13 protein-coding genes are annotated in these 12910 nt (G+C 65.7%); 5 read left to right on the plus strand and 8 right to left on the minus strand.

The window, feature by feature from the left end; all coding sequences use genetic code 11:
- Nucleotides 1–5 precede the first annotated feature (5 nt).
- The gene (locus tag IVA81_RS15380; protein ID WP_246921246.1) at nt 6–497 is read left to right on the plus strand and encodes a DUF3237 domain-containing protein; all 492 of its coding nucleotides are present in this window, start codon (nt 6–8) and stop codon (nt 495–497) included.
- A gap of 50 nt (nt 498–547) precedes the next feature.
- Here the strand turns inward: IVA81_RS15380 and IVA81_RS15385 are convergent, their stop codons facing one another.
- Nucleotides 548–1201 carry a helix-turn-helix transcriptional regulator gene (locus IVA81_RS15385; protein WP_247319518.1) on the minus strand — a complete coding sequence of 218 codons (654 nt, stop codon included), beginning with the start codon at nt 1199–1201 and terminating at the stop codon, nt 548–550.
- 292 nt (nt 1202–1493) lie between these two features.
- On the opposite strand from IVA81_RS15385, the gene IVA81_RS15390 reads away from it, so the two are divergent.
- Both IVA81_RS15390 and IVA81_RS15395 read left to right on the plus strand, forming a co-directional pair.
- The gene (locus IVA81_RS15390) at nt 1494–1838 is read left to right on the plus strand and encodes a DUF952 domain-containing protein (RefSeq protein ID WP_247319519.1); all 345 of its coding nucleotides are present in this window, start codon (nt 1494–1496) and stop codon (nt 1836–1838) included.
- Complete coding sequence (locus IVA81_RS15395; protein ID WP_247319520.1) at nt 1835–2932, plus strand: quinone-dependent dihydroorotate dehydrogenase; 1098 nt, start codon at nt 1835–1837, stop codon at nt 2930–2932. Before IVA81_RS15390 ends, IVA81_RS15395 begins: the two co-directional genes overlap by 4 nt.
- 91 nt (nt 2933–3023) lie before the next feature.
- Here IVA81_RS15395 and IVA81_RS15400 read toward each other — a convergent pair whose 3' ends face one another.
- The 5 genes from IVA81_RS15400 to IVA81_RS15420 form a co-directional block, all read right to left on the minus strand.
- Nucleotides 3024–4349: an MATE family efflux transporter gene (locus IVA81_RS15400; protein ID WP_247319521.1), complete on the minus strand. Its 1326-nt coding sequence runs from the start codon at nt 4347–4349 to the stop codon at nt 3024–3026.
- Nucleotide 4350: 1 nt separating this feature from the next.
- Complete coding sequence (locus tag IVA81_RS15405) at nt 4351–5085, minus strand: MBL fold metallo-hydrolase (protein ID WP_247319522.1); 735 nt, start codon at nt 5083–5085, stop codon at nt 4351–4353.
- 22 nt (nt 5086–5107) lie between these two features.
- Nucleotides 5108–5413: a DUF6460 domain-containing protein gene (locus IVA81_RS15410; RefSeq protein ID WP_247319523.1), complete on the minus strand. Its 306-nt coding sequence runs from the start codon at nt 5411–5413 to the stop codon at nt 5108–5110.
- A gap of 308 nt (nt 5414–5721) precedes the next feature.
- Nucleotides 5722–7377, minus strand: coding sequence for a cisplatin damage response ATP-dependent DNA ligase (locus IVA81_RS15415; protein WP_247319524.1), 1656 nt, complete (start codon nt 7375–7377; stop codon nt 5722–5724).
- The gene (locus IVA81_RS15420) at nt 7374–8411 is read right to left on the minus strand and encodes a ligase-associated DNA damage response exonuclease (RefSeq protein ID WP_247319525.1); all 1038 of its coding nucleotides are present in this window, start codon (nt 8409–8411) and stop codon (nt 7374–7376) included. Before IVA81_RS15420 ends, IVA81_RS15415 begins: the two co-directional genes overlap by 4 nt.
- 132 nt (nt 8412–8543) lie before the next feature.
- On the opposite strand from IVA81_RS15420, the gene IVA81_RS15425 reads away from it, so the two are divergent.
- Nucleotides 8544–9470, plus strand: a complete 927-nt coding sequence (locus IVA81_RS15425; RefSeq protein WP_247319527.1) for a methyltransferase domain-containing protein — start codon at nt 8544–8546, stop codon at nt 9468–9470.
- A 116-nt stretch (nt 9471–9586) separates the two neighbouring features.
- Nucleotides 9587–10816 (plus strand): ABC transporter substrate-binding protein, encoded by a 1230-nt coding sequence (locus IVA81_RS15430; protein WP_247319538.1) that lies wholly within the window; start codon nt 9587–9589, stop codon nt 10814–10816.
- A gap of 203 nt (nt 10817–11019) precedes the next feature.
- Here the strand turns inward: IVA81_RS15430 and IVA81_RS15435 are convergent, their stop codons facing one another.
- Both IVA81_RS15435 and IVA81_RS15440 read right to left on the minus strand, forming a co-directional pair.
- Nucleotides 11020–11862: an amidohydrolase family protein gene (locus tag IVA81_RS15435; RefSeq protein ID WP_247319540.1), complete on the minus strand. Its 843-nt coding sequence runs from the start codon at nt 11860–11862 to the stop codon at nt 11020–11022.
- A 3-nt stretch (nt 11863–11865) separates the two neighbouring features.
- Entirely contained in the window at nt 11866–12843 is a 978-nt protein-coding gene (locus tag IVA81_RS15440; RefSeq protein WP_247319542.1) for an aldo/keto reductase, read from the minus strand.
- Between the last annotated feature and the right edge of the window lie 67 nt (nt 12844–12910).

The following is a 12910-nucleotide window of genomic DNA, read 5'->3' on the forward strand; positions in this document are numbered from 1 at the left end:
AGACCATGGCCGATCCACGCGTGAAGTCCGCCGGTGACCTTGCGACCCGGCATCTCTTCGACATCGTCGTCGATCTCGATCCGCGCCTCAATTTCGGCGCGGGGCCTGTCGGGCAGCGCGTGCTGTTCGGCGCAGCCAAGGGCTCGTTCGAAGGCCCGCGCTTGCGCGGCGAGGTGCTGCGGGGCGGCGGCGACTGGGCATTGTTTCGCGCCGACGGCGCCATGACACTCGATGTCCGTCTGTCGCTGCGCACGCATGACGGCGAGCTGATCTACATGACCTATGGCGGCCGCTGGGTGACGCCGCCGGGTTTGCGCGCCGAGATGGCGGATCCGGCGCGACGCACCAAGGTCGATCCCGCCGGATATTACTTCCGCACCAATCCGCTGTTCGAAACCGGCTCGCAAACCTATGCCTGGCTCAACGACATCGTCTGCGTCGGCAAGGGCTATCTCGTCGAAGGCGCCGTCGCCTATAAGATTTTCGAAGTGCTGTGAAGCCGCCTGTCGGTTCAACGAGAGCCCCGTGACCGGAACTGTCTCCGCAATCACTGGCTGGCCCAGACGATCCGCGCGATCCAGGCGAGGTCACTCACCGAGATCGTCCGTGCCACTTGCGACGCATCGAGCGGCTGCAAGTCCAACGCCTTCGCCGTGCGGCGCTTCAGCGTCGCGATCGTCACCTCGTCCGTCCTCGTCTTCACCACGACGCGATCGCCCTTGCGGATCGGCGTGCCGGGCGAGACCAGGATGATGTCGCCGTCGCGATAGGCAGGCTGGAGCGCATCGCCGGAAATCTCCAGCGCAAAGGCGTGGTCGTCCTCGGCGGTGGGAAGCGCGATCTCGGTCCAGCCCTTGCCGGCGGGAAGGCCGGACTCGTCGAAAGCGCCGCTCGCGCCGGCCAGCGCGAAGCCGAGCAGCGGTACCGAGCGGCCGTCGCCGGCGTCGTCGTCGACCAGCCTCGCAAAGCTGTCGATCGAGGCGCCGGCCGCCGCCAGCGCCTTTGCGATCGATTCGGTCGAGGGCCAGCGCTCGCGGCCGTCAGAGGTGACGCGCTTCGACCTGTTAAAGGTGGTGGGATCGAGCCCCGCGCGCCTGGCAAGGCCGGACGGCGACAGACCGGCGCGCTCCGCCAGCCGATCCAGCGCGACCCAGATCTGGTCGTGAGTCAGTATCCTCTGCGCTTTGGCCTGTCTGACCATGGAAGGCCCAGCCCGTCGCAACCCAGGAAAACTGTCCTCAAATCAACCGGTTTTCCGGTTTTCGCGCAAGAGGCGGCGGGAGAAGCGATTTCAACTCAGACGGACACCGGTTCGTGTCCAGAAAACGCGCCAAACAGAAATTTAGAGCCTCGATCCGATTTCATCGGAACGGAATTGGCTCTAAGCCTTGAGTTCGGAAGGGGCGGCCTTTACGGTCGCCCCGGGGTTTTAAGGACCCGCAATAGACGAAAAAACCCAAAAGACTCAAAGAGCAAACAGGGCTGCGGTAGCGGTGGTCAAGATCTACAAAATCTGTCCGGCCTCGGCTTGGCGCGAGGCGGAACGACAGGGTGTCTACCGGGGCAGCGCGGACGATGCGCGCGACGGATTCATCCATTTCTCGACCGCTGCCCAGGTTCCCGAAACCCTCCGCAAGCACTATTTCGGGCAGCGCGCGCTGTTCCTGGTCGAGGTCGACGGCGACGCGCTCGGAGCTGAGCTGCGTTGGGAGCGCTCGCGCAATCACGAGCTGTTTCCACATCTCTATGGCGAGCTCGATCTCGGCGCGGTGATCGCTGTGACGAACCTCAACATGCGCTCCGACGGCGGCCACGACACTCCGGAGCTGTTGCCGTGATCCGCGCTTTCGACGCCTTTTCGCTGCCGGTGCTGCGCTGGCTCGATCCGGAAGACGCGCATCGCCTCGCGATCCAGGGCCTGCGCTTCCTGCCGCCGATCAAGCCGCGCGCTGACGATCCCAAGCTCGCGATGCGCGCCTTCGGGCTCAACTTTCCCAATCCGATCGGCATGGCCGCGGGTTTCGACAAGAGCGCAGAGGTGCCGGACGCGTTGCTGCGGCTCGGCTTCGGCTTCGTCGAGATCGGCTCGGTGACGCCGAAGCCGCAGAGCGGCAATCCGCGGCCGCGATTGTTCCGGCTCGAGCGCGACGAAGCGATCATCAACCGCATGGGTTTCAACAATGACGGCGCAGAGGTCGCGTTGCGCCGGCTCGCCGCACGCGCGCAGCACGGCGGCATCGTCGGCGTCAATGTCGGCGCCAACAAGGATTCGCCGGACCGCGTTGGCGACTACGTCAAGCTGATCGAGACCTTTGCGCCGGTCGCGAGCTATTTCACCGTCAATGTCTCCTCGCCGAATACGCCCGGCCTGCGCAATCTGCAGGAAGGCGCGCTGCTCGACGATCTCCTCGCGCGCGTGATCGACGCCCGCGAGCGGGTGCGCCAGAAGGCCGGCGACACGCCGGTGCTGCTCAAGATCGCGCCGGATTTGAGCCTTGCCCAGCTCGACGACGTCGTGCAGGTCGCGCGCTCGCGCCGGGTCGACGGCATGATCGTGTCGAACACGACCATCGCGCGGCCGAGCACGCTGCGCGAGGAGATGCGCGCCAAGGAGCAAGGCGGCCTGTCCGGCCGGCCGCTGTTCCGCCTGTCGACGCGGATGGTCGCGGAGACCTATGTGCGTGTCGAGGGTGCATTCCCGCTGATCGGCGTCGGCGGCGTGGACTCCGGCGGCGCTGCGCTGACGAAAATCCGCGCCGGCGCCAGCCTGATCCAGCTCTATTCGTCGCTGGTCTACAAGGGCCTCGGTCTCGTCGACGAGATCAAGCGCGATCTCACCTCGACGCTGCTCCGCACGGGGCGGGATTCCTTGTCCGAGATCGTCGGCGCGGATGCGGCGACGCTCACGGCGGAAGACTGGCCGGGGATGTGAGGCGCTGCGCGTAGCCCGGATGGAGCGCAGCGCAATCCGGGAATCCGTCCGCAGGCTCGAAGGCCCCGGATTACGCTGCGCTCCATCCGGGCTACGGCTTCGAGAACGTCGCCCTGAACTGTGTCGGATAGCGCGCGGCCTGCAAGCCGCCACGCGAGAGGTAGGAGGCCATCAGCGCGCACCACAGTCCGGCATTGCCGAACGATTGCAGCGCCCACCAGGTGCCGAGGAAGATCGCGAGCGAGGCCAGCATCAGATTGCGCATCTCGCGCACCCAGGTCGCGCCGATATAGATGCCGTCGAAGCCGAAGGCGAACACGCCGGGGATCGGCGCAAGCACGACGAACGGCAGGAATTCGCGCGCGGCACGGCGGACGTCTTCGCTCGCCGTCATGAAATCGATCAGGGCCGGCCCGCACAGCGCGAACAGCACCGCGACGACGATTGCAAAGCCGAGCCCCCACAGCAGCACCAGCCGGGTCGAATCGGCAAATCCCTTTGCATCGCGTGCACCGAGGGTGCGGCCGCACAGCTGCTGCGCCGCGTTGGCGAGACCGTCGAGGAAGAAGGCGCTGACCAGCAGGAAGTTGTTGAGCACGGAGTTGGCGGCCAGCGTGACGTCGCCGGCCTGCGCGCCCTTGGCGGTGAAGAACAGGAACACGGCGATCAGCGCCGCGGTGCGGATCATGATGTCGGAATTCACCGCCAGCATCCGCAACAGCTTCTCGCGGTCGAGCAGCGTCCTGTACGGCACTGCGAAGCCGCCCTCGGCGTAATGGCGGCAGACGATCACGCCGAGGGCGAACCCGACCGCTTCCGACAACAGCGCTGAGATCGCGGCACCGGCGATGCCGTTATCGTAGACCAGCACCAGCAGGATCGTCGCCGCCATGTTGACGAGATTGATGACGACCTGAAGCAACAAGGCTGAATTGGCGCGGGCCTTTCCGATCAGCCAGCCGAGGATGACATAGTTGGCGAGCGCGAACGGCGACGACCAGATCCGGATCTTGAAGTAGGTCTTCGCGGCGTGCGTCACCCCCTCGCTGCCGCCCATGAGGTCGAACAGCAGAGCGGCCAGCGGCAGTTGCAGCACGATCAGCGCAACGCCGATCAGGCCGGCAACGATGAAGCCGCGTGCCAGGATCGCGGCCGGCTCGCGCACCTCGCCCGCGCCCAGCGACTGCGCGGTGAAGGCGAGCGTGCTCATGCGCAGGAAGCCAAACAGCCAGAACAGGCAGTCAAAGATCACCGACGCGATCGCGACGCCGCCGAGCAGCGCGGCATCGTCGAGCCGCCCGATCGCCGTGGTTGAGACAATGCCGATCAGCGGCGTGGTCAGGTTCGCGACCATCGCAGGACCGGCGATGGCGAACACCTGGCGGGAGCCGATCTTGAGGGGAATGGGCGCGTGCATCTCAGAATACGAGGACCATGCCGTCTTCGGCGGCGAGATGCGCAATATCGTCCAGGCGCGAGAGCATGTCGTCGTTCATATGGGTGAGGACGAGGCGTTTCGCGCCGATCGCGGGAAGATGCTGTTCCAAGGTCTTCAGGCTGAGATGGTTCTTGACCACCTTCTCGTACATATAGGCTTCGGCGATGAAAAGGTCGGCGCCGTGCGCCAGCGGAATGAGCGTTTCCGTCCATTCGGTATCGGCGCTGTAGGCAAGCGTGCGGCCCTCGGCCTCGACGCGGTAGGCGAGGAAGGGACCACCGGATTCGCCGTGCACCACCGGATAGGGCGTCACTCTCGCCGCGCCGAAGGTTTTGCTTTGCTCGGGCGCGAGCTCCACGACCTCGAGCTCGAAACGCTGTTTGGTCTTCGAGGAGTGCTCGAACAGCGCCTCCATCACCTGGTTGAGCCGCGTCTCGATGCCTTGCGGTCCCGCAATCGTCAGCGGCCGCGTCCGCCGCGAAAATTGCGCGTCGAGCAGCAGGAACGGCAACCCGGCAAAATGGTCGCCGTGGAAATGCGTGATGAGGATGAGATCGATGTCGTCGCGCGCGATCTCGAGCCGCTTCAGCGCCGGCAGGGCCGACGCGCCGCAATCGATCAGGAAATTGGTCTCGCGCCCCGAGACGTGGAAGCAGGTGTTGAGCCTGCCACCTGAGCCAAAGGCGTCGCCGCAGCCGACAAAGCGTAGTTGCATCGGCTGCGCAACTCCTTGACGTTCAGCGGCCGCGCGGCGCGCCGAAGACGCGCGAGAGCAGCCAGATTGGGATCACGATGACCGCGCCGAGCAGGAAGTAGCGCCACAGCCAGTTCACGGTGTCGAAGCCGAGATCCCAAAGACGCTGGAACAGGAGGCGGATGCTGGTGATGATGTTCCAGGGATCGAAGCCGATCGCGGCGAGCACGACGCCGACCAGGATCGAGAGCAGGACCAGGCGAAACGCGACCGCCAGCGGCGAGCCGCCGAGAAAGCGGTTCAGCCCGTCGCTGCGGCCGGCCGGCAAATCTCTGACGTCTTGGACCATCTCAAACTCCTCAGGGGATTCGACCCCATTATAGGGCACGGCGAGGGACATGGGGAACCCCGGCCCGACCGTCAATCAGCTTACCGCGTTTTAATTCGGGTAGCGCCGCCAGAGCTTCCCTTGTGGCGCGACGCGAGCCGCGGGCCCCTCACCTCTCCCGCTTGCGGGAGAGGTCGGCGCGCAGCGCCGGGTGAGGGCTCTCTCCTCTGGGGGAATCCCAATGCGGAGACACCCTCTCCCCAACCCTCTCCCGCAAGCGGGAGAGGGAGCGCACCTCTCGCTTGGCGACGATCGAGCCTCGCACGCCTTCACGCCTCCACTGCCTCCGCCTTCAACATCCTCTCCAACGTCTCCAGCCGATCGGCCTCCTTCGGCGGCTTGTCCCAGCGCAGGCGGCTGATGCGGGGAAAGCGCATGGCGACGCCGGATTTGTGCCGCGGCGAGCGCTGCAGGCCCTCGAACGCCACCTCCAGCACCAGACCCTGGTCCGGCTCGTGCACGACATGGCGAACGGGGCCGAATTTTTCCGTGGTGTTGCGGCGGACGAAGCGATCGATCTGGAGCAACTCCTCGTCCGTGAAACCGAAATAGGCCTTGCCGACCGGCACCAGCTCGTCGCCGCCATCGCCCGCGGTCCAGACGCCAAAGGTGTAGTCGGAGTAATAGGACGAGCGCTTGCCGTGACCGCGCTGCGCATACATCAGCACGGCATCGATGATGTGCGGATCGCGCTTCCACTTCCACCATTGGCCCTTCGGCCGCCCTGGCAAATAAGCCGCATCGCGCCGCTTCAGCATCACGCCCTCGACGGCGTCCGCATCTTCGCCGGCGCCTGCGCTTGCCGGATCGGCGCGCGCGACGGCCAGCGCCTCCCAGCTTGTGAAGGGCACGGTGGGCGACAGATCGATGCGGGGATCGCCGAGCTTTCCGATAAAGATCTCCAGCCTTTCGCGCCGCTCCGCGAACGGCAATTCACGCACATCGTTCTCGTCATCGCCGAGCAAATCATAGGCGCGCAGATGAATCGGAAATTCCTTGATCAGCTTCGGCGAGACGATCTTGCGGTTGAGCCGCTGTTGCAGGACGTTGAAGCTCTGCACGCGGCCCTCACGCAGAATCAACAGCTCGCCGTCGATCGCACCCGGCAGACGCAGCGACGGCACGAGGTCGGGAAAGCTGCCCGTGATGTCCTCGCCCGTGCGCGAATAGAGCCGGGCCGTGATGTGGCCGCGGTCGTCCCGCCCGGCCACCGCCTGCACCCGGATGCCGTCCCATTTCCATTCGGCAATGTAGTCGGCGGGATCGAGTGCGGCAAAATCCGTCTCCTCGATCGCATGCGCCAGCATCACGGGCCGGAACGGCGCGGGATCGCGATTGACCGGCTTCTCGGCGCGGCCTTCCAGCCAGGCGAACAGGTCGAGATAAGGCGGCGCAAGCCCCGGCCAGATCAGCTCGACCTCATGCGGGTCCTTGTCGCCGAGGGCGGCGGCCGCGGTCTTGGCGAGGCGCGCGGAGATGCCGATGCGAAGCGCGCCGGTGACGAGCTTCAAGAGCGCCCAGCGGCCGGTCTCATCCAGCTCGTCAAGCCAGCGTTCGAGCTGCTTTGGCAACTCGGTCTTGCCGAGCGTGCGGAGCGTGGTGACGACTTCGCTGAGGGATGGGGGCGGCGGATTGTTATGGCCAGCCAGCGCAGCCTTCGGCCACATCAGCGCCACCGTCTCCGAGAGATCGCCGACATAGTCGTAACTCAACCCAAACAGCACCTCATCCGTGCGCGCCGCGATGAGATCGCGGATCAGCGCGGGCTTGGCATGTTTGAAGCTGAGCGCGCCGGTGAGCGCGGCCAGCGCGTAGCCGCGGTCGGGATCGCCGACCTTACGAAAATAGCCGGTGATCAGCCGCAGCTTGTTGTTGCGGCCGGGCTCATAAGCGAGGCGGTCCAGAAGTTCGGCGAAGCGGTTCATGCTTCGGCCTCGTCTTGAAGCGGCGTCTCGCTCTCCTCCTCGTCGCCATAACCGACGAGATCGAGCGGCTGTGCGCGCAGACCATTGCTCCGGCACCAGTGCACCAGCGCATCTTCCTGGCCGTGCGTGACCCAGATTTCGCCGGCGCCGGTCGCGCCGATCGTGGCGGTGAGGCCATCCCAATCGGCGTGGTCCGAGATCACCAGCGGCAGCTCGACGCCGCGCTGCCGCGCCCGGGCGCGCACGCGCATCCATCCCGAGGCGAACGCGGTGACGGGATCGGGAAAGCGCCGCGTCCAGAGATCCGAAGTCGCTGAGGGCGGGGCCAGCGTGATGGTGCCGGAGAGCGCGGCCTTCTTCACGCCTTTGACCGGTCTGAGCTCGCCGAGGGCGATGCCGCGGCTCTGATAATATTCGGTGATCTTCTCCATCGCGCCATGCAGATAGATCGGCGCGTCGTAGCCCGCCTGCCGCAGCAGCGCGATCACGCGCTGGGCCTTGCCGAGCGAATAGGCGCCGACGAGATGCGCGCGCTCGGGAAACAACGCGACGGAGGCCAGCAGCTTCTTCACCTCGTCACTCGCATCGCCATGCCGGAACACCGGCAGGCCGAACGTCGCCTCCGTGATGAAGACGTCGCAAGGCACCAGCTCGAATGGCGTGCAGGTCGGGTCGGGCGCGTCCTTGTAGTCGCCGGAGGCGACGATGCAGGTGTCTTTGCAGGTCACCGCGATCTGCGCCGAGCCCAGCACGTGGCCGGCCGGGTGAAATTTGACGCGGACGTCGCCGAGCCGGATCTCCTCGCCATAGCGGATGGCCTGCGTCGATCCGGCAAAATTCTCGCCGTAGCGCAGCCGCATCATGTCCAGCGTTTCCTGCGTCGCCAGCACCGCGCCGTGGCCGGCACGGGCATGGTCGGAATGGCCGTGCGTGATCACGGCTCGCTCGACCGGGCGGACGGGATCGATATGGAAGCCGCCCGGCTTGCAGCACAGGCCGCTCGCGACTGGCAGCAGGATGTCTTGGGGACGCATGGTGGTCATATAGGGAGGGGCCGCTCCAAATTAAGCCGTCATGCGCGGACTTGACCCGCGCATCCATCCTTTTAAACAGTGCCTTTTTTGATGGATTGCCGGGTCAAGCCCGGCAATGACAAGTGGTTCCCCATGCCCCTGCGCTTGTTCCTGACCTCCGGCGATCTCATGGCCGACCGCCGCTTCGAGTTCGCGCGCGACCTCCAGCTCAAGGGCGATCTGCCCGCCGCCGCCGACCTGCTCGAGCAGGCGCTTGAGCTCGCGCCTGATTTCACCTCGGCCTGGTTCACGCTCGGCGAAGTCCGTCAGCAGCTCGGCGAGCGCGACAAGGCGATCGCGGCGTTTCGGGAGGCGCGCCGGTCCGATCCTGGCGATCAGCACGGCGCCGGCCTGCATCTGATGCGGCTCGGCGATGCCGCGATGGCGGAGATGCCCAAGGCCTATGTGCAGGCGCTGTTCGACCAATACGCGCCGCGCTTCGAGCATACGCTGATCAACGATCTCGGCTATCGCGCGCCGAGCCTGATCTTCAAGGCGGTGGTGGCCGCACGGGTCGCCGCCAAGAAGCCGGCCCTCTTCAAGCGCACCATCGATCTCGGCTGCGGCACCGGCCTTGCGGCAGCCGCCTTCGCCAAGCAGGTCGACCATTTCATCGGCATCGACCTGTCGCCCGGCATGATCAAGCAGGCGCGCGCCACCAATCTCTATGCCGAGCTCGAAGTCGCCGACATGATCGAAGGCCTGCGCACCAAGGGCGATGCCGGCGCGAACCTCGTCGTCGCCGCGGATGCGTTCGTCTATCTTTCCGATCTGGCGCCGATTCTCAACGAAGCCAGGCGCGTGCTCGTATCGGGCGGCGTGCTCGCCTTCACGCTGGAGACGCATGACGGCAGCGGCGTCGTTCTCGGCGAAGGCCTGCGCTATGCCCATTCGGCGGAATATGTGCGCGGCGCCCTCGCCAAGGCAGGCCTGATGCTGCTGACGCTGGAGCCGGCCTCGCCGCGCATCGAGAACAATGAGCCCGTGCGCGGCCTCGTCGTCGTCGCCGAGAAAACTTGAGTCTAGGCGCTAGTCGCCCTGCGATTTGAGCGTCATTGCGTCGCAAAGTTGCGACTTCCCACTTGCGAGCTGAGCTGCGATGCCAGCACAATGCTCCCGCCAGGGAGAAACAAATAATGACGAAGAATCCATCGCGGCGCGATTTCAGCGCCGCCGCACTCGCCACCATCGCCGCATCCACCTTGCCCGCGCCCTACGTCTGGGCTGCGGACAAGAAATACGATGCGGGCGCCAGCGACACCGAGATCAAGATCGGGCAGACCGTGCCGCATTCCGGCCCCGGCTCGCTCTACGGCGTGCTCGGCCGCATCGGCGAAGCCTATTTCCAGATGCTGAACGAGAAAGGCGGCATCAACGGACGCAAGGTCAAGTTCCTCACCATGGACGATGCCTACAGCGCGCCGAAATGCGTCGAGGCGACGCGGCGCCTGGTCGAGCAGGAGGAAGTGCTCGCGCTGTACGGCTCGCTCGGCACCGCGCCGCAGACCGCCGTGCACAAATACCTGAACTCCAAGGGCGTGCCGCAGCTGCTGCTCAACACCGGCGCGTCGAAGTGGAATAACCCGAAAGAGTTCAAATGGACGATGGCGGGCCTGCCGCTCTATCCGACCGAGGCACGCATTCTCGCGCGGCACGTCGTGAGCGTAAAGCCGAACGCCAAGATCGGCATCCTCTATCAGAACGACGATTTCGGCCGCGACTTCCTCGGTCCCTTCAAGAAGGTGCTGGCGGATGCCGGCGGCACCGCGCAGGTGATCATGGAGCAGACCTATGATCTCACCGAGCCGACCGTCGATTCCCAGCTCATCAATCTCTCGAAGTCGGGCGCGGACGTCTTCTACAACATCTCCACCGGCAAGGCGTCGTCGCAGTCGATCCGTAAAGTGGCCGAGCTCGGTTGGAAGCCGCTGCAGCTGTTGTCGGCGGGCTCGACCGGCCGCTCGATCCTCAACGCCGCCGGCCTCGAGAACGCCACCGGCATCGTCGCCATCCGCTACAACAAGGAGGTCGGCCTGCCCAAATGGGAGAAGGACCCCGACGTGATGGCGTTCGAGGAGTTGCGCAAGAAATATACGCCGGCTATCGACCCCGACAACACCATCGCCTTCGCCGGCTACGGCCAGGCCGTCAGCATGGGCGAGATCCTGCGCCGTTGCGGCGATGATCTCACCCGCGCGAACGTGCTGAAGCAGGCCTCGACGCTCGCGGGCTTCCACTCGCCCTACTTCCTCGACGGCGTCACCTACAGCTACACGCCTGAGGACTACACGCCGATGAAGACGCTGTTCATCTCCACCTTCACCGGCAAGGACTGGGATATTTCCGACAAGCCGATGTCGGAATAGGCAGGGGTGCGAGGCGGCGCCGCCGCCTCTTCCCTTCTCCCCTTGTGGGAGAAGGTGGCGCGAAGCGCCGGATGAGGGGTTGCTTCAGCAAACTCAGATGTGAAAGGTGGCTCGCGGAGAGAGACCCCTCACCCGTCTCGCCGCTGCGCGGCGAGCCACCCTCTCCCACAAGGGGAGAGGGTAAGAGAGCGCATCCACTGCAATTAACCCAACCGATACGCAGCCTTGGCATTCACGCCAAAAGCCTTGTCCCGCAGCTGCGGGCCAAGCCTCGCCAGGCACGCCTCCAGCGCGCTCTTGATCTCGCCGTAGCTTCCCGCAAGCAGGCACACCGGCCAGTCCGAGCCGAAGATCAGCCTGTCCTCGCCAAAACAATTTGCGGCGTGCGCAACGAACGGAAACAGCCGTTCCGCATCCCAGTCATTCCAGACCGCCTCGGTCGCGAGTCCGGAGATCTTGCACCAGACATTGTCGCAAGTCCCGAGCGCTTTGATGCGATCGAACCATTCGGCGCTGCCGCCGTCGGCGATCGGCGGCTTGGCCGCATGGTCGAGCACGAAGCGCGCTTGCGGAAACGCCTGTGCGGTTGCGACGGCGGCGGGGAGCTCGCGGGTGCGGACGAGGAAATCGTAAGCGAGATCGTGCGCGAACACAGCGGTGAGGCCGCGCTGGACGTCCTCGCGCAGCAGCCAATCGGGATCAGCCTCATCGTGGACCTGATGGCGGATGCCGACGAGCTTTTCGCCGCCCGGCGAGCCGCACAGCCGGTCGAGCGTGTCGCCGAGCCCGCCGTCCGTCAGGTCGGCCCAGCCGACGACGCCAATCACTGATGGCGTGGCATGCGCGATGCGCAAAAATTCCTCGGTCTCCTCGAGAGATGAACGGCATTGCACCACGATGCTGGCGTCGATGCCGTTGGCTTTCAGCAGCGGCGCAAGATCGGGCGGACCGAAGGCGCGGCGGATCGGCGTCAGTTCGGGCGCGTCCATCCAGGGATAGTCGGCGCGCGCCGGATCCCAGAAATGCTGGTGGCCGTCGATGATCATGCCTTACGCTCCACCCGGCAGCGGCGCGCGCACATCGACGAGGTTTCGCGCACGCAGTTCCTGCCAGAGCGCCGCCGGCACCGCCGTCTCCGACATTGCGATGTTGTCGGCGACCTCGCCGGCATTGCGCGCGCCCATCACCGCGACCGTCACCGCCGGATGCGCCATGCAGAACTGCAGCGCGGCGGCCTTCAGCTCGGTACCATGCTTGCGGCAGAGCGCGTCGAGCGCGAGCGCCCGCGCAACCAGCGCCGCATCGGCGTCCTGATAGTTGAACTTCGCGCTCGTATGCGGATTGGCCAGGATGCCGCTGTTGTAGATACCCCCGAGCAGGATGCCGATGCTTCTGGCCGTGCAGACCGGAAACAGCGCGTCCAGCGCACCCTGGTCGAGCAACGTGTAGCGGCCGGCGAGCAGGAAGCAGTCGACCGGCACGGCCTCGGCAAAACGCGTCAACATCTCCGACTGGTTCATGCCGGCACCAATCGCCTTCACCGTGCCGTCCTCGCGCAGGCGCTGCAGGGCGCGGAAGGCGCCCGCGACGGCGTCGCCGTAGTGATCATCGGGATCGTGTACCAGCACGATATCGACGCGGTCGAGCCCGAGTCTGGCGAGGCTTTCCTCCACTGAGCGCATCACGCCGTCGTAGGAGAAATCGAACACCGGTCGCTCGCGCGGCGTGCCCTTGTAGTGCTCGTCCTCGGCGGCGTTGCCCTCCGGCGCACGCAGCAGGCGGCCGACCTTGGTCGAGATGACGAAGGACTCGCGCTTCTGTTGCCGCAGGAAGGCGCCGAGCCGCCGTTCCGCGAGGCCAAAGCCGTAGAGCGGCGCCGTATCGAAGAATCGCACCCCGAGCGACCAGGCACGCGCGATCGTCGCGTCCGCATCGGCATCCCTGACCGGGCTGAACAATCCGCCGAGCGGCGCGGAACCGAGGCCGATTGAAGTGACGTCGAGAGCGCCGAGCCGCGACCGTTTCATTCCCATTGCCTTCCAGCAGTCTTCGTACACAGTCCAAATCATCTCCCCCGCTCGCGGAAACCGCAAG

This window comes from Bradyrhizobium sp. 141 (genome assembly GCF_023074055.1).
Taxonomy (GTDB): Bacteria; Pseudomonadota; Alphaproteobacteria; order Rhizobiales; family Xanthobacteraceae; genus Bradyrhizobium.